Origin of the sequence: Ideonella sp., from assembly GCF_036277275.1 — a bacterium.
Taxonomy (GTDB): domain Bacteria; phylum Pseudomonadota; class Gammaproteobacteria; order Burkholderiales; family Burkholderiaceae_C; genus Ideonella.
In genome coordinates this window covers 1-18,837 of record NZ_DASUNH010000068.1, presented here as the reverse complement: position 1 = coordinate 18,837, position 18,837 = coordinate 1, and the positions used below count along the sequence as shown (strand labels likewise).

12 protein-coding genes and 1 pseudogene are annotated in these 18,837 nt (G+C 65.3%); all 13 read left to right on the top strand.

Going from position 1 to position 18,837, the window contains the following annotated elements:
* Positions 1–74: 74 nt before the first annotated feature.
* Positions 75–2,171 (top strand): 3-hydroxyacyl-CoA dehydrogenase NAD-binding domain-containing protein, encoded by a 2,097-nt coding sequence (locus VFY73_RS12255; RefSeq protein WP_329719046.1) that lies wholly within the window; start codon positions 75–77, stop codon positions 2,169–2,171.
* A 10-nt stretch (positions 2,172–2,181) separates the two neighbouring features.
* Positions 2,182–3,672 carry a M20 family peptidase gene (locus VFY73_RS12250; RefSeq protein WP_329719045.1) on the top strand — a complete coding sequence of 497 codons (1,491 nt, stop codon included), beginning with the start codon at positions 2,182–2,184 and terminating at the stop codon, positions 3,670–3,672.
* Positions 3,673–3,698: 26 nt separating this feature from the next.
* Positions 3,699–4,874, top strand: a complete 1,176-nt coding sequence (locus tag VFY73_RS12245; protein WP_329719043.1) for an acetyl-CoA C-acyltransferase — start codon at positions 3,699–3,701, stop codon at positions 4,872–4,874.
* A gap of 136 nt (positions 4,875–5,010) precedes the next feature.
* Positions 5,011–6,828, top strand: coding sequence for an acyl-CoA dehydrogenase (locus VFY73_RS12240; RefSeq protein WP_329719041.1), 1,818 nt, complete (start codon positions 5,011–5,013; stop codon positions 6,826–6,828).
* Between the two features lie 143 nt (positions 6,829–6,971).
* The gene (locus VFY73_RS12235) at positions 6,972–7,763 is read left to right on the top strand and encodes an SDR family oxidoreductase (RefSeq protein ID WP_329719039.1); all 792 of its coding nucleotides are present in this window, start codon (positions 6,972–6,974) and stop codon (positions 7,761–7,763) included.
* Positions 7,764–7,768: 5 nt separating this feature from the next.
* The gene (locus tag VFY73_RS12230) at positions 7,769–8,221 is read left to right on the top strand and encodes a PaaI family thioesterase (protein ID WP_329719037.1); all 453 of its coding nucleotides are present in this window, start codon (positions 7,769–7,771) and stop codon (positions 8,219–8,221) included.
* Between the two features lie 13 nt (positions 8,222–8,234).
* On the top strand, positions 8,235–9,254 hold the full coding sequence (locus VFY73_RS12225) for an NADP-dependent oxidoreductase (RefSeq protein ID WP_329719035.1): 1,020 nt from the start codon (positions 8,235–8,237) through the stop codon (positions 9,252–9,254).
* Entirely contained in the window at positions 9,254–9,727 is a 474-nt protein-coding gene (locus VFY73_RS12220) for a GNAT family N-acetyltransferase (RefSeq protein ID WP_329719033.1), read from the top strand. The genes VFY73_RS12225 and VFY73_RS12220 overlap by 1 nt, the downstream gene beginning before the upstream one ends.
* Positions 9,724–11,394 carry an isovaleryl-CoA dehydrogenase gene (locus VFY73_RS12215; RefSeq protein WP_414654449.1) on the top strand — a complete coding sequence of 557 codons (1,671 nt, stop codon included), beginning with the start codon at positions 9,724–9,726 and terminating at the stop codon, positions 11,392–11,394. The genes VFY73_RS12220 and VFY73_RS12215 overlap by 4 nt, the downstream gene beginning before the upstream one ends.
* Positions 11,395–11,415: 21 nt before the next feature.
* Complete coding sequence (locus tag VFY73_RS12210) at positions 11,416–12,327, top strand: SDR family oxidoreductase (protein ID WP_329719031.1); 912 nt, start codon at positions 11,416–11,418, stop codon at positions 12,325–12,327.
* A 296-nt stretch (positions 12,328–12,623) separates the two neighbouring features.
* A pseudogene (locus tag VFY73_RS30440) lies at positions 12,624–13,352 on the top strand (IPT/TIG domain-containing protein); the annotation flags it as partial.
* Positions 13,353–13,496: 144 nt separating this feature from the next.
* On the top strand, positions 13,497–18,458 hold the full coding sequence (locus VFY73_RS12200) for a hypothetical protein (RefSeq protein WP_329719027.1): 4,962 nt from the start codon (positions 13,497–13,499) through the stop codon (positions 18,456–18,458).
* Positions 18,459–18,534: 76 nt separating this feature from the next.
* Positions 18,535–18,837, top strand: a 303-nt coding sequence (locus tag VFY73_RS12195) for a hypothetical protein (RefSeq protein ID WP_329719025.1), incomplete at its 3' end; no start/stop codon positions are given.

Here is an 18,837-nt window from a genome sequence, read left to right as displayed (position 1 = left end):
ATTCGATTGTCCCTAGAATCGAACGATCGTTCTATTTTTGCCACGTCTGAAGTCACCTTGAAGGGACCCCGCACATGAGCGCCAGCTATGAACTTCACGGCCCGGTGGCCGTCATCACGCTGAACAATCCGCCGGTCAACGGGCTGGGCCATGCGAGCCGCCTGGCGGTGGCCGAAGGCCTGGAGCGCGCGCAGGCCGATGCCAACGTGAAGGCCATCGTCATCACCGGCGCCGGCAAGGCATTTTCGGGCGGCGCCGACATCAAGGAGTTCGGCACGCCCAAGGCGCTGGCGGAGCCGAACCTGCTGTCGCTGATCCGTTTGGTCGAACTGTGCAACAAGCCCGTGGTCGCGGCGATCCACAGCGTGTGCATGGGCGGTGGCCTGGAGCTGTCGCTGGGTTGCCACTACCGCGTGGCTGCGCCGGGCGCCAATGTGGCGCTGCCGGAGGTGAAGATCGGTTTGTTGCCCGGTGCCGGCGGCACGCAGCGCCTGCCGCGTGTGCTGGGCGCCGAGACGGCCCTGAACATGATCGTTAGCGGTGACCCGGTGAAGAGCGAGCTGCTGGCCTCGCTGCCGGGGCAGAAGCTGTTCGACAAGCTGATCACCGATGGTGATCTGCTGCAAGGCGCGATCGCCTTCGCCACCGAGGTGGCTGACAAGCGCCCACTGCCGCTGGTGCGCGACCTGAAAGTCAAGCACCCGAACCCGGACGGCTACTTCCAGTTCGCCCGCAACACCGTGGGCGCGATGGCCAAGAACTTCCCGGCGCCGCTGAAGTGCGTCGACGCGGTCGAAGCCTCGGTCAGCAAGAAGTTCGAAGACGGCCTGGCCTATGAGCGCGAGCTGTTCGTCGGCCTGATGATGACGCCCGAGTGCAAGGCACTGCGTCATGCCTTTTTCGCCGAGCGTGCGGCCAGCAAGATCGCCGACGTGCCGGAAGACACGCCGCTGCGCGAGATCAAGAAGGTCGCGATCATCGGTGCCGGCACGATGGGCGGCGGCATCGCGATGAACTTCCTGTCGGCCGGCACGCCGGTCGTCCTCCTGGAAATGAAGCAGGATGCGCTGGAGCGTGGCGTCGCGACGATCCGCAAGAACTACGAAGGCCAGGTCAAGAAGGGCAAGCTCAAGCCCGAGAAGTACGAGGCCACGATGGCGCTGCTGTCGACGACGCTGGACTATGCCGCGATTGGCGACGCCGACATCGTCATCGAAGCGGTGTTCGAAGACATGGAGGTCAAGAAGGCCGTCTTCGAACAGCTGGACAAGGTGATGAAGCCCGGCGCGATCCTGGCCTCCAACACCTCGACCCTCGACGTCAACAAGATCGCCGCCTTCACCAAGCGCCCGCAGGACGTGATTGGCACGCACTTCTTCAGCCCCGCCAACATCATGAAGCTGCTGGAGGTGGTGCGCGGTGAGAAGACCGCGAAGGACGTGCTGGCCACGGTGATGGCACTGGGCAAGAAGATCAAGAAGACCTGTGTCGTCTCGGGCGTGTGCGACGGCTTCATCGGCAACCGCATGATCGAGCAGTACAGCCGCCAGGCCGGGTTCCTGCTGGAAGAAGGTGCCACGCCGCAGCAGGTCGACAAGGCGGTGGAGAAGTTCGGCTTCGCGATGGGCCCGTTCCGCATGGGCGACCTGGCCGGCAACGACGTGGGCTGGTACATCCGCAAGCGCCGTTATGTCGAAAAGCCGAACCTGCGCTACTCGAAGACCGCCGATCTGCTGTGCGAGATGGGCCGCTTCGGCCAGAAGACCGGCGCCGGCTGGTACGACTACCAACCGGGCAAGCGCGACGCGATCCCTTCGGCCGTGGTCGAGAAGATGATCGAAGACCACCGCAAGGCGGCCGGCATCACGCCGCGCCCCATCAGCGACGACGAGATCGTGCACCGCCTGGTCTTCGCGCTGGTCAACGAGGCTGCGCGCCTGCTGGAAGAGGGCATTGCGCAGCGCGCATCGGACGTCGACATGGTCTACCTCACGGGCTACGGCTTCCCGCTGCATCGCGGCGGCCCGATGTGCTACGCCGACACCTACGGCTTGTACAACGTGGTGCAGGCGATGAAGCGTTTTGCGCAAAACCCGAACGACGACGCCGAGTTCTGGCAGCCGGCGCCGCTGCTGGCCAAGCTGGCCGCCGAAGGCAAGAGCTTCAACTGAAGCGACGACCGTGTTGCGCCGCCTGCTGCTCACGATCCTGGCCGTGCTGGGCCTGCTGGTCGCCGCTGTCGCGGTGAACACGCTGCGGCAGGGCTCGCGCCAGCTCGACGTGCCGCCGGCGCCGCCGCTGGTGGTCGACGAAGCCGGCGCCGCGACACGGCTTGCCGAGGCGATCCGTGCGCGCACGATCTCGAGCTATGACGATGCGGCGCTGAACACCGACCAGTTCGAGCAGTTGCACACGATGCTGCAGGCGCGCTACCCGAAGGCGCACGCGGTGATGCAGCGCGAGCTGGTCGGAGGCTTGAGCCTGCTCTACACCTGGAAGGGATCGGACCCGAAGCTCCAGCCCATCCTGCTGATGGCGCACCAGGACGTGGTGCCGGTGTCCCCGGGCACCGAGCGCGACTGGGTCGAGCAACCGTTTGCCGGCACGGTGAAAGACGGTTTCGTCTGGGGCCGCGGCGCGTGGGACGACAAGGGCAACCTGATCGCGCAGATGGAGACGATGGAGCTGCTGGCGAGCAGCGGCTTCCAGCCCAAGCGCACGATCCACCTGGCCTTTGGCGCCGATGAAGAAGTCAGCGGCGAGCGTGGCGCCAAGCAGATCGCGGCACTGCTGAAATCGCGTGGCGAGCGGCTGGACTTCGTCATCGACGAGGGCCTGTTGATCACCGAGGGCATCATGCCGGGCCTCAGCAAGCCAGCCGCGCTGATCGGCATCGCCGAGAAGGGCTACTTGTCGGTGGTGCTGAAAGTGCCGGCCACGCCAGGGCACTCGTCGATGCCGCCACCCAAGGGCGAGAGTGCGATCGCGATGATGAGCGCGGCGCTGAAGCGGTTGGACGACAAGCAGCTGCCCGGCGGCATTCGCGGCGTGGCGCGCGAGATGTTCGAGACCGTTGCCCCCGAGATGAGTGGGTTTGGCCGCATCGCGCTGTCGAACCTGTGGCTGTTCGGCCCGGTGGTGCAGAAGCAGCTCGAGGCCAAGGCCAGCACCAACGCGATGCTGCGCACGACCACGGCGCTGACGATGACGAGCGCCGGCAACAAGGAGAACGTGTTGCCCGGCCGGGCCGAGGCGACCGTCAACTTTCGTCTGCTGCCGGGCGACAGCGCCTCGGCGGTGATGGGCCATGTGCACGACGTGGCCGAGGCCACGATGCCAGGCGGGCGCTACGAGCTGTCGGCGTTGCCGAATGCCAGCGAGGCGTCGCGCGTCTCGCCCACGCAATCGGCTTCGTACCAATTGATCAACAAGACCGTGCGCGAGGTTTTTCCGGGCACGCTGGTGGCGCCGGGGCTGATGATCGGCGCCACGGACTCGCGCCACTTCGAGGCCATCAGCGACCACATCTACCGCTTCTCGCCGGTGCGCGCCAAGCCCGAAGACCTGGCCCGTTTCCACGGCACCAACGAACGCATCTCGGCCGCCAACCTGGCCGAGCTGATCCGCTTCTACCACCGCCTCGTCAGCCAGGCCGCTGGCGCAGGCGCTTGAATCAACGTCCCCCACAGGAGCCCGCCATGAGCCGAGCCGTCATCGTTTCCACCGCACGCACGCCGCTGGCCAAGAGCTGGAAGGGCGCCTTCAACATGACCCATGGTGCCACGCTGGGCGGCCACGCGGTCAAGGCAGCCGTCGAGCGCGCCGGCATCGACCCGGGCGCGATCGAAGACGTGCTGATGGGCTGCGCCAACCCCGAGGGTGCAACCGGCGCCAACATCGCGCGCCAGATCGCGCTGCGCGCCGGGCTGCCGATCACCGTCAGTGGCGCCACGGTCAACCGCTTCTGCTCGAGTGGCTTGCAGACCATCGCGATGGCTGCGCAACGCATCATCGCCGGCGAAGGCGATGTCTACGTGGCCGGCGGCGTCGAGAGCATCTCGTGCGTGCAGCAGGAGATGAACACCCACATGCTGCAGGACAGCTGGCTGAAGGAGCACAAGCCCGAGATCTACTGGAGCATGCTGCAGACGGCAGAGAACGTGGCCAAGCGCTACAACATCTCGAAGGAGCGCATGGACCATTACGGTGCGGGCAGCCAGCAAAAGGCCTGCGCGGCGCAAGCGGCTGGCAAGTTCAACGACGAGATCGTGCCGATCACGGTGACGGCCGGTGTCGCCGACAAGGTGCTGGGCCTGCGCACGAAGGAAGTGACCGTCGGCGCCGACGAAGGCCTGCGCGAAGGCACGACCTACGACTCGATCAAGGACATCCGCACCGCGATGCCCGGCGGCGTGGTGACCGCCGGCAATGCGAGCCAGTTCAGCGATGGCGCCGGCGCCTGCGCGGTGGTCAGCGAGGCCTATGCCGAGCGCAAGGGCCTGAAGCCGCTGGGCCGCTTCCTCGGCTTTGCGGTGGCCGGTTGCGAGCCCGACGAGATGGGCATCGGCCCGGTCTTCGCCGTGCCCAAGGTGCTGTCGCGCCTGGGCTTGACGGTCAACGACATCGATCTGTGGGAGCTGAACGAAGCCTTCGCGGTGCAGGTGCTGTACTGCGCAGACAAGCTCGGCATCCCGATGGACAAGCTCAACGTCAACGGCGGTGCGATCGCGGTCGGCCACCCGTACGGCGTGTCGGGCCAGCGCCTGACCGGCCATGCGCTGATCGAGGGCAAGCGCCGCGGCGCCAAGCGCGTGTGCGTGACGATGTGCATTGGCGGTGGCATGGGCGCTGCCGGGATCTTCGAGGTGCTTTGACAGACGCTCGGCATGATCCAGCGAGGCGCTCCAACGGAGCCGCCGTTCATCAAGTGGCGTGCGCGGATCCGGCTTTGCCGGTCCGCTGCGTGAGCCCCCTTGGGGGGCAGCCCCCGGAAGGGGGCGTGGGGGCCCCATGTTGCGACCGACGATCGACTTTCTGCTCCACGACTGGCTGCGCGCCGATTCGCTGGTCGACCGGCCGCGTTTTGCCGACCATTCGCGCGAGACCTTCGGCTCGGTGCTGGACGCCAGCGAGCGCCTGGCCCGGGAGAAGTTTGCGCCGTTCAACCGCCTGATCGACATCGAGGAACCACGCTTCGATGGCGAGAAGGTGATCCTGCCGCAGGCCACGCACGATGCCTGGAAGGCGTTCGGCGAGTCCGGCATGTTGAGCGCGGCGCAAGACTACGAGATCGGCGGGATGCAATTGCCGTACACCGTCGAAGCCGCGGCCAATGCGTTCTTCGCCAAGGCTTCGGTTGGCATCGGCGGCAGCCTGCTGACGGTGGGCAATGCGAACCTGCTGATGGCGCACGGCACCGAGGCGCAGAAGCAGGTCTTCGCGCTGAACGAGTTCAGCGGCCGCTGGTCGGGGACGATGTGTCTGTCGGAGCCGCAGGCCGGCTCCAGCCTGTCCGACGTGGCAACGCGCGCCGTGCCCGATGGCGACGACTTCGAAGCGGATCCGCTGGGCCCGCGTTTTCGCCTGACCGGCAACAAGATGTGGATCTCGGCCGGCGAGCACGAGCTGACCGAGAACATCATCCACCTGGTGCTGGCGAAGATCCCCGGGCCCGACGGCAAGCTGGTGCCGGGCACGAAGGGCATCTCTCTGTTCGTCGTGCCGAAGAAGCTGGTCGGCACGGATGCGCAACTGACCGGCGAACGCAACGACGTGGCGTTGGCCGGGCTGAACCACAAGTGCGGTTGGCGTGGCACGACGAACACGCTGCTGAACTTCGGCGAAGGCCGCTTCAAGCCGGGCGGGCGAGCCGGGGCCGTGGGCTACCTGGTCGGCCGGCCCGGTGAGGGCCTGCGCTGCATGTTCCACATGATGAACGAGGCGCGCATCGCCGTGGGTCTGGGTGCGGCGATGCTGGGCTATGCGGGCTACGAAGCTTCGCTCGCCTATGCCCGCCAACGTCCGCAAGGCCGGCCGATCACAGAGGGCGGCAAGGACGCGGCGGCGCCGCAGGTGCCGATCATCGAGCATGCGGACGTCAAGCGCATGCTGCTGGCGCAGAAGGCCTTCAGCGAAGGCGCGCTGGCGCTGGGCTTGTATTGCGCTCGCCTGGTGGATGAGCAGCACACGGGCACGCCGCAGGCGGCGGCCGAAGCGGCATTGCTGCTGGAGGTGCTGACACCGATCACCAAGAGCTTCCCGAGCCAATGGTGCCTGGAAGCGAACAGCCTGGCGATCCAGGTGCATGGCGGCTATGGCTACACGCGTGACTTCCCGGTCGAGCAGTACTGGCGCGACAACCGCCTGAACATGATCCACGAGGGCACCCACGGCATCCAGGCGCTGGACCTGCTGGGCCGCAAGGTCGTGATGCAAGGCGGCGCCGGGCTGAAGCTGCTGGCCACGCGCATCAACGAGACGATCGAGCGCGCGGGTCACGCCGACGGGCTGGCCGAGTTCGCGACGCAGCTCGGTGCGGCTGTGCAGAGACTGGGCGCCGCCACCAAATCGGCCTGGGCCACCGGCGTGCCGGAAGAGGCGCTGGCCAACGCGACACCGTACCTGCAGGCCTTCGGCCACGTGGTGATCGCGTGGATCTGGCTCGATGTGGCCTTGGCCGCGCGCGATGCCGATACGGCGCGACGCGAGGGGACCCTCGCGGCTTGCCGCTATTTCTATGCCTACGAACTGCCGCTGGTCGATGCGTGGCTCAAGGTGGTGAGCGCGCGTGAAGCGGTGTGCCGCGAAATGCACGATGAATGGTTTTGACTCATCGGAGACCCTTCGACAAGCTCAGGGCGAACGGTGGTGAGGCACGCGTCGAACCGCCACACCCCGTTCGTGCTGAGCTTGTCGAAGCACGGTCCTGAGCCTGTCGAAGGACCAGCAACCTCACACCACCAGGAGCGCCCATGAGCACCCCCATCCAACAACTCTTCAACCTCGAAGGCCAGACGGCCCTCGTCTCCGGCGGCTCGCGCGGGCTGGGCCTGCAGATCGCCGAATCACTTGGCGAAGCGGGCGCGAAGATCCTGCTGTCGTCGCGCAAGGCGGGCGACCTGGAAGAGGCGGCGGCGCAGTTGCAGGCCAAGGGCATCGACACCCGCTGGGTCGCGGCCGATGCGAGCCAGCCCGAAGACGCCAAGCGGGTGGTGACCGAGATGATGGAGCGCCTGGGCCGCATCGACATCCTCGTCAACAATGCGGGCGCCACCTGGGGTGCGCCGGCTGAATCGCACCCGCTCGAGGCCTGGGACAAGGTGATGAACCTGAACATCCGCAGCCTGTTCGTCTTCAGCCAATTGGTCGCCAATGCGAGCATGATCCCGCGCCGCGCCGGCCGCATCATCAACGTGGCCTCGATCGCCGGCCTGGGCGGCAACCCGCCCGAGATGCAGACGATCGCCTACAACACCAGCAAAGGCGCGGTGGTCAACTTCACCCGCGCGCTGGCCGGTGAATGGGGCCGCCATGGCATCACGGTCAATGCGATCGCGCCGGGCTTCTTCCCGAGCAAGATGACCAAGGGCCTGCTGGAGAAGTTGGGGGCCGAGAAGATGGCCGCGCACGCGCCGCTGGGCCGGCTGGGCGACGACGACGACCTGAAGGGCGCGGCGCTGTTGTTCGCATCGGCCGCAGGCAAGCACATCACCGGGCAGATCCTCGCGGTGGATGGCGGTGTGTCGGCCTTGACCGGAGGTTGAGCGAGTTGTCGAAGACCAAGATCCCGTTCCCGGTCCGCGTGCCGTTCGTCGAGCAGCTCGGGCTGGAGTTGCACGCCTGCGCGGGCGGCGCCAGCGAGCTGCGGGTGGACCTGAACGACGCCCACATGAATTCGTGGGAAGTCGCCCACGGTGGTGTGCTGATGACCATGATGGACGTGGCGATGGCCATCGCGGCGCGCAGCATGAACCTCGACGGTCCCGGCGTCGCGACGATCGAGATGAAGTCCAGTTTCATGCGGCCGGCCGAGGGCGAACTGCGCGCACTCGGCAAGCTGCTGCATCGCACCTCGACGATGGCCTTCTGCGAAGCGTCGGTGTTCGATGCCGACGGCCACTTGTGCGCCCATGCCACCGGCACTTTCAAGTACGTGCGTGCGCTGCCCGCCAAGGGCCGACAGTTGAAGCCGCTGCAACGCAACGACCAAGAGAACCCCTGAAAGGAAGAACACCATGACCACGATCAACCACCAGATCCTGCTCGCCTCGCGCCCCGAGGGCGAGCCCACCGTCGACAACTTCCGCCTGGTCGAGACGCCGGTGCCGGCGCTGGCCGACGGCCAGGTGCTGGTGCGCAACCACTTCGTGAGCCTGGACCCTTACATGCGCGGCCGCATGAACGATTCCAAGAGCTATGCCGCGCCGCAGCCGTTGAACGAGGTGATGATCGGCGGCACCGTCGGCGAGGTGGTCGAGTCGAGGAACGAGCATTTCAAGCCCGGCGACAAGGTGGTCGGCATGGGGGGCTGGCAGGAGTACCTGGTCGTCAATGCCAGCCAGCGGGGTGTGCTGCAGAAGGTGGACACGACGCACATCCCGCTGTCGGCCTACCTCGGCGCGGTCGGCATGCCCGGTGTGACCGCCTGGTATGGCCTGGTGAAGATCATCAATCCGAAGGCGGGTGAGACGGTGGTCGTCAGTGCGGCCAGCGGCGCTGTCGGTGGTGCCGTGGGCCAGCTCGCGAAGGTGCGCGGCTGCCGTGTGGTGGGCATCGCCGGTGGTCCGCAAAAGTGCGCGCAGGTCGTCGAAGAGCTGGGCTTCGATGCTTGCATCGACTACAAGGCGCATGGCGACTTGAAGAGCCTGTCGAAGGCGCTGAAGGAAGCCTGCCCGAACGGCGTCGACGGCTACTTCGAGAACGTCGGCGGCATGATCCTCGACGCGGTGATGCTGCGCGCCAATGCGTTCAGCCGCATCGCGATGTGCGGAATGATCTCGGGCTACAACGGCGAGCCGATCCCGATGACCTATCCGCAGCTGCTGCTGACCAACCGCATGAAGCTCGAAGGCTTCATCGTCAGCGAGCACATGGAGGTCTGGCCCGAAGCGCTGAAGGAGCTGGGCACACTGGTGGCGACGGGCAAGTTCAAGTACCGCGAGACGGTGGCGCAGGGCATTGCCAGCGCGCCCGAAGCCTTCCTGGGCTTGCTGAAGGGCAAGAACTTCGGCAAGCAACTGGTCAAGCTGGTCTGATGGCGACGATCCCCACCCATTGGCAATGGTGCCGCTTCGGTGGGCTGGACCTGCAGGGCTTGTACGACGTGCTGCAACTGCGCCAGCGCGTGTTCGTGCTCGAGCAGGACTGCCCCTATCTCGACGCCGACGGGCTGGACCAGCACAGCTGGCACCTGCTGGGGCGGCCCGAGACCGGCCCGCATGCCGGTGAACTGCTGCTGTACCTGCGGGTCGTCGACCCGGGCCTGAAATACGATGAGCCGTCGATCGGCCGCGTCGTGATCGATGGGAAGCTGCGCGGCACCGGCCTCGGCCGCGTGATGATGGCCGAAGCCATCCGGCGCTGCGCCGAGGCTTATCCCGGCCAGCCGAACCGCATCAGCGCGCAGGCGCATCTCGCCAGGTTCTACGGCGATTTCGGCTTCCAGCCGATCGGCGAGCCCTACCAGGAAGACAACATCCCGCACCAGGAGATGCTGAGACTGCCATGAACAACATGTCGACGCCGACCCATGAAGTGACGAACCAGAGTGCGCCGCTGGTCGGTGCCGATCTGTTCGAAGGCAACCAGCCGCTGCGCGATGCGCTGGCGTTCCACGGCCCGACCACGGGCGATGCAACGCTCAATTGCCTGGGCGTCGAAGCCGGCAGCGCCGAGCTGCAGGTGCACGCTCGCCTGGCCAACGTGAACCCGCCGGTGCTGCATACGCACGATCGACAAGGCCGACGCATCGACGAGGTCGAGTTTCACCCCAGCTACCACGCGTTGCTGGGCACTGCGCTTGGCCACGGGTTGCACGGCACACCGTGGGCTGAAGGGCCGGGCGGCCACCTGCGCCGCGCCGCCGGTTTCATGCTCTTCACCGAGTTGGAGCCTTCGGTGCTGTGCCCGGTGTCGATGAGTTACGCGGTCACGCCGGCGCTGAAGGCCAACGCAGCGCTGCACGCGGACTGGTCAGCCAAGTTGACAGCGCCCGTCTATGACGCACGCAGCTTGCCACTGGCGCAGAAGACCGGTGTGACGCTCGGCATGGGCATGACCGAGAAACAGGGCGGCTCGGATGTGCGCGCCAACACGACGCGTGCCGAGCGTGATGGCGCCGACGTGTGGGGTGAGCGCTACCGCATCACCGGTCACAAGTGGTTCTTCTCGGCGCCGATGTGCGATGCGCACCTGGTCCTGGCGCAGACCACTGCAGGCCTCAGTTGCTTCCTGGTGCCGCGCTGGTTGCCGGACGGAACGCGCAACCGTGTCGAGATCCAGCGCTTGAAGGACAAGCTGGGCAATCACGCCAACGCGAGCTCCGAGGTCGAGTTTCGCGACGCTCTGGGCTGGCGTGTTGGCGATGAGGGCCGCGGCATCCCGCAGATCCTGGCGATGGGGGCGCTGACGCGGCTCGATTGCGCGCTGGGCACTGCGGGGCTGATGCGCCAGGCGCTGTCGCTGGCGATCCATCACACCGCGCAGCGGCAGGCGTTTGGCAAGCCGCTGATCGAACAGCCCTTGATGCGCAACGTGCTGGCGGACCTGGCGCTCGAGAGCGAGGCCGCCACCGCGTTGGCGATGCGTGTGGCGCGCACCGTCGACCGCACCGAGCACGGGCAGGACGCCAGCGGCCACGAGGCCATCATGCGGCGCGTGCTGACGCCGGTGGCCAAATTCTGGGTCTGCAAACGCGGCAGCCATTTCGCGCAGGAGGCGATGGAGTGCCTGGGCGGCAACGGCTATGTCGAGGAACACGGGGAGGGCCTGATGGCCCGCATCTACCGCGAGATGCCGCTGAACTCGATCTGGGAAGGGGCGGGAAACATCATGGCGATTGACCTGCTGCGCTCTCTGCGTGGGGGCCCGGTGGCCGATGCGCTGGTGGCCGAGCTGGCGCCGGCGCGCGGTGCGCATGTGGCGTTCGACCGCCTGGCCGACGCGCTGCCGACGCGGCTTGACGGCCTGACCGACGAGGTCGAAGCCCGCATCCTGGCGCGCGACGTGGCGCTGGCCGTGCAGGCGGCCTTGTTGCGCCAGCACGCCCCGGACTTCGTGTTCGCCGCGTTCTGCGACTCGCGCATCGCCAGCGGCGATTCGCTCGGCGCGTTCGGCAGCCTTCAGCGCAACGCACCGTTCGACACATTGATCGCGCGCGCCAACCCCATTCACTAGATTTATTTCGAAGGGCACACCATGGGTTACTTCAGCGGCCGCACGGCGGTCATCACCGGGGCGGCATCGGGCTTCGGCCTGGAGGTTTCGCGCATTGCGGCGCGCGAGGGCATGAACGTCGTGATGGCCGACGTGATGCCCGAGCCGCTGGCGGCAGCCGTGGTCGAGATCGAGGCACTCGGCGCCAAGGTGCTGCCGTTCCAACTCGACGTGTCGAATGCCGAGCGCGTGCAGACCCTGGCCGACGCGACGATGGCGCATTTCGGCGCCCCGCACTTTGTGTTCAACAACGCCGGCGTCTCCGTCGGCGGGCTGATCTGGGAACACACGCTGAAGGACTGGGAGTGGACCATCGGCGTCAACCTGATGGGCGTGGCCCATGGGGTGCGCGTGTTCACGCCGATGATGCTGGCTACGGCGAAGAAGGACCCGAGCTACCAAGGCCACATCGTCAACACGGCATCGATGGCGGGTCTGGTCAACATGCCCAACCAGGGTGCCTACAACGTCACCAAGCACGGCGTGGTCGCGTTGAGCGAAACCCTGTATCAGGACTTGGCGCTGGTGACCGACCAGGTGCACGCCCACGTGCTGTGCCCGTACTTCGTGCCGACCGGCATTGCGCGCAGCGAACGAACCCGCCCCGGCGAGATGGCCGACAGTGGCGCGATGACGGCGAGCCAGAAGGTCGCCAAGGCGCTGGGTGAGAAGGCCGTGGCCAGTGGCAAGGTCAGCGCGGCCGAGGTGGCGCAGTTCGTGTTCGACGCGATGCAAGCCAGGCGCTTCTACATCTTCAGCCACCCGAACGAGCGGGCTTTGGCGCCGGTCGCGGTGCGGGCCGAAGACATCGTCAAGATGCGCAACCCGACCGATCCGTTTGTGCATCGGCCGGAACTCGGTGACCAGCTGCGCGCCGCCTTGAAGAGTGGTTGAAGCCGGCCAAAGCATATCCCTATGGTATGGGGATTGACGTCTTCGGCAGGTTTCGTTCTGTGAACTATGAGAATTAGGTCCGGGCCGCACCCGAGTTTGAATGACATGCAAAGACGAGATGTAAATTCTTGTAATTGAATTGTTGGGAGACGATTCCATCCTCTAGCATCGCCGCGAAGCCGAAAGCTACAAGAAGTTTTCAGTGGCACGAGGGGAGGGGGCACTGGCACGCACCGTGTCAGCGTATTTTTTTGATGCTTCCTCAGGCTTGAGCATATTTCTTTGCCGGGGGAGAGATGTCAAAACTGCGCTGCGGATATAGCGTTGGGGCCCTATTGCGTCGACTGATGTCGATCTGCGGGGTGCATGGTCTTGTCAGGCGCATGGGTTTGGCATTACTGCTCTGCAGTGCGGCTGCCTATGCGGACGTTGGCCACGTCTACGATGAGCTGGGGCGGCTGGTTCAGGTCGTGGCGCCCGATGGGGCCAGCGTTCAGTACAAATACGACCCCGTCGGTAATATCACCGAGGTCAAGCGCTTCGCAGTCAACACTTTGGCGCTGGCTGAATTCACGCCCAATGCGGGCCCCAGCGGCACGATCGTGACGCTCTACGGCTCGGGTTTCAGCGCCGTTGCCGCCGAGAATACCGTGAAATTCAACGGCAAGACGGCCGGGGTCCAGTCGGCGACGTCGAATGTTTTGGTTGTCAAAGTTCCGGCCGGGGCCACAACGGGGCGGATCACCGTCAGCAACGTCAGAGGGCAGGTGACCAGTGCGACCGACTTTGTGACGGGAGCCGACAAGCCTATTCCCGTGATCGTGTCGATTACCCCTGATATTGGCAAGCCGGCAGACGTTGTAGCAATTGCAGGGAATAACTTTCAGGCAGGCGTTGCAGATAATTCCGTCGCATTTTCGGCAGGGCCGGCGCAGATTATTTCAGACGCTGACAGTCCTTCCCCAACCCTTCTCAAGGCCAAAGTCCCCCCAGGGGCGCCTTCAGGCCCGATCAACGTCGCCACGCGCTACGGAAAATCAGCCAATTCGGCAGATTTCTATGCCGTCCCCGGTGCGCACTTGGTGTCGGAGATTGAATTCAAAGCGCGAGCGCGCGTCGATGGCGCAGTCGTTCCCCTGGTCGTTGCAAATCAGGGCAAGAAGGCATTGGTGATCTTCGATGGCAAGGCGGGCCAATATCTCAGCCTGCTGACCACTGCAGGTACTTTTACATCGTCCGCTTCGATGGAGGTCTACCGTCCAGACGGCATCCGCATCGAATCCTCCAGCTATGTGAACAACAGTGGCGTCGTGGATTTCGTCAAACCGCTGACGGTCAACGGCACCTACACCCTCGTTTTCATTCCCAAAGCGACCGAGACAGGGGCGGTCAATCTCGGCGTCGTGTCCAGCATCCAGGGTGTGCTGGCGATTGATGCGCCAACGCCTACCTTGGCGGCATTGAAGACGGGTCAGAACGCGCGCTACACGTTCAACGGTGTGACGGGCAAGAGCCTGCAGCTGCTGCTGACGAACAACACGCTGGACGACGGCAACACGGGCACGAACAACTACACGTACGTGTATGTGTACAAGCCCGACGGCAGTCAGTTGGTGTCGACCTATCAATACACGAGCGACCGGCCGGGCCAACTGCTGTCGCTGCCGGCGCTGCCGGTGGACGGGACTTACACCGTGCTGGTGAGGCCAGACAACCTCGATGAAGGGCAGGTCAAGCTGCACCTGAAGAGCACCAACAGCGGCACCGCCCTGCCGACCGATGGCACGGCGACGGCGGTGACCGTGGCCGATCAGGAGTTGGGCTATTACCGCTTCAACGGCGTTGCGGGCAAGGGCTATGGGTTGGCGCTGAAGGACCTGGCGTTCACGCCGGGCACGAACAGCCCGAACGTGACAGCCCACCTGTACCGTCCTGACGGCAGCTTGGCGACCTCATGCACGCTGTATCCCAGCTCGCTGGACTGCGACTTTGCGCCGAGCTACTTCACTGTCAACGGCGCCTACGGGCTGGTGTTCGTGCCGCGGTATCAGAACTCGGTCAGCTTCAAGGTCCAGTTGGGCAAGGACGTGGGCACCGAGCTGAAGATCGATGCAGCCGCGCCGACCACGGCGACGCTGAAGGCCGGGCAGAACGCGCGCTACACGTTCAACGGTGTGACGGGCAAGAGTCTGCAGCTGCTGTTGACGAACAACACGATCGACGACGGCAACACGGGCACGAACAACCACACGTATGTGCATGTGTACAAGCCCGACGGTGGCCAGTTGGCGTCGGCCTATCAGTACACGAGCGACCGGCCGGGTCAGGTGCTGAGTCTGCCGGCGCTGCCGGTGGACGGGACCTACACGGTGCTGGTGACGCCTGACAACCTCGATGAAGGGCAGATCAAGCTGCACCTGAAGAGCACCAACAGTGGCACCGCCTTGCCGACCGACGGCACGTTGACGGCCGTGAGTGTGGCCGATCAGGAGGTGGGCTACTACCGCTTCAACGGCGTGACGGGCAAGGGCTACGGTCTGGTGCTGAAGGACCTGGTGTTCACGCCGGGCACGAACAGCCCGAACGTGATGGCCTACCTGTACCGTCCTGACGGCAGCCTGGCGACATCGTGCTCGTTGACTGGCAGCACGCTCGATTGCGACTTCGCGCCGAGCTATTTCACGGTCGATGGCGCCTACGGGCTGGTGTTCGTGCCGCGGTACCAGAACTCGGCCAGCTTCAAGGTCCAGCTGGGCAAGGACGTGGGCACCGAGCTGAAGATCGATGCTGCTGCGCCGACAACGGCGACGCTGAAGGCCGGGCAGAACGCGCGTTACAAATTCAATGGTGTGACGGGCAAGAGCCTGCAATTGCTGCTGACGAACAACACCATAGACGACGGCAACACGGGTACGAACAACTACACGTACGTGTATGTGTACAAGCCCGACGGCAGCCAGTTGGTGTCGACCTATCAATACACGAGCGACCGGCCGGGTCAGGTGCTGTCGCTGCCGGCGCTGCCGGTGGACGGGACCTACACGGTGCTGGTGGCGCCCGACAATCTGGATGAAGGGCAGATCAAGCTGCATCTGAAGAGCACCAACAGCGGCAGCGCCCTGCCAACCGATGGCACGGCCACCGCGGTGAGCGTGGCCAATCAGGAGCTCGGCTACCACCGCTTTACGGGTGTTGCTGGCAAGGGCTATGGCCTGGCGCTGAAAGACCTGGTGTTCACGCCGGGCACGAACAGCCCGAACGTGGCAGCCTACCTGTACCGTCCCGACGGCAGCCTGGCGACATCGTGCTCGCTGACCGCCAACACGCTGGACTGCGATTTCGCGCCGAGCCATTTCACGGTCAATGGTGCCTACGGGCTGGTGTTCGTGCCGCGGTACCTGAACTCGGCCAGCTTCACGGTGCAGTTGGCCAAAGATGTGGGCACCGAGCTGAAGATCGATGCAGCCGCGCCGACGACGGCGACGCTGAAAGCCGGGCAGAACGCGCGCTACACGTTCAACGGTGTGACGGGCAAGAGTCTGCAGCTGCTGTTGACGAACAACACGCTGGACGACGGCAACACGGGCACGAACAACTACACGTACGTGTATGTGTACAAGCCGGATGGCAACCAACTGGTTTCGGCCTACCAGTACACGAGCAACCGCGCGGGCGAAGTGATCAGCCTGCCGCCGCTGCCGGTGGATGGTGTCTACACGGTGCTGGTGAACCCGGACAACCTCGACGAGGGGCAGGTCAAGCTGCACTTGAAGAGCGCCAACAGCGGTGCCGCGCTGGCGACCGATGCTTCGGCTACGTCGGTGAGCGTGGCCGATCAGGAACTGGGCTACTACAAGTTCACGGGGGTGGCGGGCAAGGGCTATGGCCTGGTGCTGAAGGACCTGGTGTTCACGCCGGGCGTGAACAGCCCGAGCGTGACGGCGTATCTGTACAAGCCTGATGGCAGCCAGGTGACGTACTGCACTTTCTCGACGGCTGGCGATTGCGAGTTCGGTCCGAACTACTTCCCCGTTGACGGCACCTACGGCCTGGTGTTCGTGCCCAAGTTCCAGAACTCGGCGAGCTTCACGGCTCAGCTGGGCAAGGACATTGGCACCGAGCTGAAGATCGACGCGGCCGCACCGACGACGGTGACGCTGAAGGCGGGGCAGAACGCGCGCTACACGTTCAACGGCGTGACGGGCAAGAACCTGCAGCTGCTGTGGACGAACAACACGCTGGACGACGGCAACACGGGAACGAACAACTACACCTATGTCACCATCTACAAGCCCGATGGCTACCAGCTGACCTCCGAAAGCCAGTACACGAGCGACCGCGCAGGTGAGGTGATGAGCCTGCCGCCGCTGCCGGTGGATGGTGTGTACACGGTGCTGGTGAACCCGGACAACCTCGACGAAGGCCAGGTCAAGCTGCACCTGAAGAGCGCCAACAGCGGTACGGCGCTGCCGACCGACGGCACCGCGACGGCCGTGAACGTGGCCGACCAGGAACTGGGCTACTACAAGTTCACGGGCACGGCGGGCAAGGGCTACGGCGTGGCACTGAAGGACCTGGTGTTCACGCCGGGCACGAACAGCCCGAACGTGACGGTGTATCTCTACAAGCCCGACGGCAGCCAGGCAACGTATTGCAGCTTCTCGACGGCTGGTGATTGCGACTTCGGTCCGAACTACTTCCCCGTTGACGGTACCTACGGCCTGGCGTTCGTGCCGCGGTTCCAGAACTCGGCCAGCTTCAAGGCTCAGCTGGGCAAGGATGTCGGGTCCGAGCTGACCATCGACGCGGCAGCACCGACGACGGTGACGCTCGCGGCGGGTCAGAATGCCCGCTACACGTTCACCGGCGTGGCGGGAAGGAACCTGCATCTGCTGTGGACCAACAACACGCTGGATGACGGCAACACGGGCACGAACAACTACACCTACGTGACCATCTACAGGCCCGACGGATCTCAGCTGACGTCCGAGTCCCAGCACACGAGCGATCGTGCGGGCGAGGTCGTGCGCTTGCCGGCGTTGCCGGTGGATGGTGTCTACACGGTGCTGGTGAACCCGGACAACCTCGACGAAGGCCAGCTCAAGCTGCATCTGAAAAGCGCCAACAGCGGCACGGTGCTGCCGACCGATGGCACGGCGACCTCAGTGAACGTGGCCGACCAGGAGCTGGGCTACTTCCAGTTCGCCGGCACGGCGGGCAAGGGCTACGGACTGGCGCTGAAGGACCTGGTGTTCACGCCGGGCGTGAACAGCCCGAACGTGACGGTGTCTCTCCACAGGCCTGACGGCAGCGAGGTGACCTCCTGCAGTTTCACGCCTGGAACCGACTGCAAGTTCAGCCCGAGCCTGTTCACTGTCGACGGAGCCTACGGGTTGGTGTTCCGGCCCAAGTTCCAGAACGCCGCGAGCTTCAAGGCCGTGCTGTCCAAGGACCTGAGCGGTGAGCTGGCGGTGGACGCTGCCCAGCCCACCACGATCACGCTGGCTGCGGGCCAGAACGCGCGCTACACCTTCAACGGCGTGGCGGGCAAGAGCCTTCAGCTGCTGTGGACGAACAACACGCTGGACGACGGCAACACGGGCACGAACAACTACACCTACGTGTACGTGTATCGGCCCGATGGCAGCCAGATGGCGTATGCCTACCAGTACACGAGCAGCCGGCCGGCCGAGGTGCTGAGCCTGCCGGTCCTCCCGGTCAGCGGCACCTACACGGTGATGGTTGTGCCGGACAACCTCGACGAAGGCCAGGTGAAGCTTCACCTGAAGAGCGCGAACTCCGGGGCCAGCCTGCCGACCGACGGCACGGCCACAGCAGTCAGCGTCGCCGACCAGGCCATGGGCTACTACCGGTTCGCCGGTGTCGCGGGCAAGGCCTACGGGCTGGCACTGAAGGACCTCGTGATCGCCCCGGGCGTCAACAGCCCCAGTGTCACGGTCTATCTGTACAAGCCGGATGGCAGCCAGGCGACGTATTGCACGTTCTACTCAAGCCAGTCGACGTGCGAGTTCGGCGCTGGCTACTTTGCCCTGAGTGGTGACTACGGCCTGGCCTTCGTCCCCAGGTTCCAGAACTCGGCCCAAGCCAATGCTGCGCTCACGGCGCGCTGAGCGGCTGCGGCGTTGAGGTGCCCGGCAGTACAGCGCCAAAGCGGTCCTCGCCGGGTCATGTCAGAGGGAGAAGGAAATGTCGGACTTTGAATTTGCCCGCAAGGCGGTGGTGAGCGCGTGCGTGGTGGTGTGCGTAACGATGGCCGCGGGGCTGTCGGTGGAGACGGCGCAGGCGCAGACGAAGGTGCCAGTGGTGAAGCCGGCGGCGGCGACGGCGGCGAAGGTGCAGTTGCCCGATGGCCGCTGGCTGGAAGCCGGCGGCGCGGGCAAGGCCGAGTCGACGGCGTCGATCGTGGGTGCGGACGGCAGGCGCACGCCGCTGGCGACGAAGCTGGCGGTGGCGCGTCAAGGTCACTCGCTGACGGTGCTGGCTGATGGC

Coding starts and splice junctions, on each gene's coding strand:
- VFY73_RS12255 (WP_329719046.1), top strand. CDS start 75: ATGAGCGCCAGCTATGAACTTCACGGCCCGGTGGCCGTCATCACGCTG.
- VFY73_RS12240 (WP_329719041.1), top strand. CDS start 5,011: ATGTTGCGACCGACGATCGACTTTCTGCTCCACGACTGGCTGCGCGCC.
- VFY73_RS12245 (WP_329719043.1), top strand. CDS start 3,699: ATGAGCCGAGCCGTCATCGTTTCCACCGCACGCACGCCGCTGGCCAAG.
- VFY73_RS12235 (WP_329719039.1), top strand. CDS start 6,972: ATGAGCACCCCCATCCAACAACTCTTCAACCTCGAAGGCCAGACGGCC.
- VFY73_RS12225 (WP_329719035.1), top strand. CDS start 8,235: ATGACCACGATCAACCACCAGATCCTGCTCGCCTCGCGCCCCGAGGGC.
- VFY73_RS12220 (WP_329719033.1), top strand. CDS start 9,254: ATGGCGACGATCCCCACCCATTGGCAATGGTGCCGCTTCGGTGGGCTG.
- VFY73_RS12210 (WP_329719031.1), top strand. CDS start 11,416: ATGGGTTACTTCAGCGGCCGCACGGCGGTCATCACCGGGGCGGCATCG.
- VFY73_RS12215 (WP_414654449.1), top strand. CDS start 9,724: ATGAACAACATGTCGACGCCGACCCATGAAGTGACGAACCAGAGTGCG.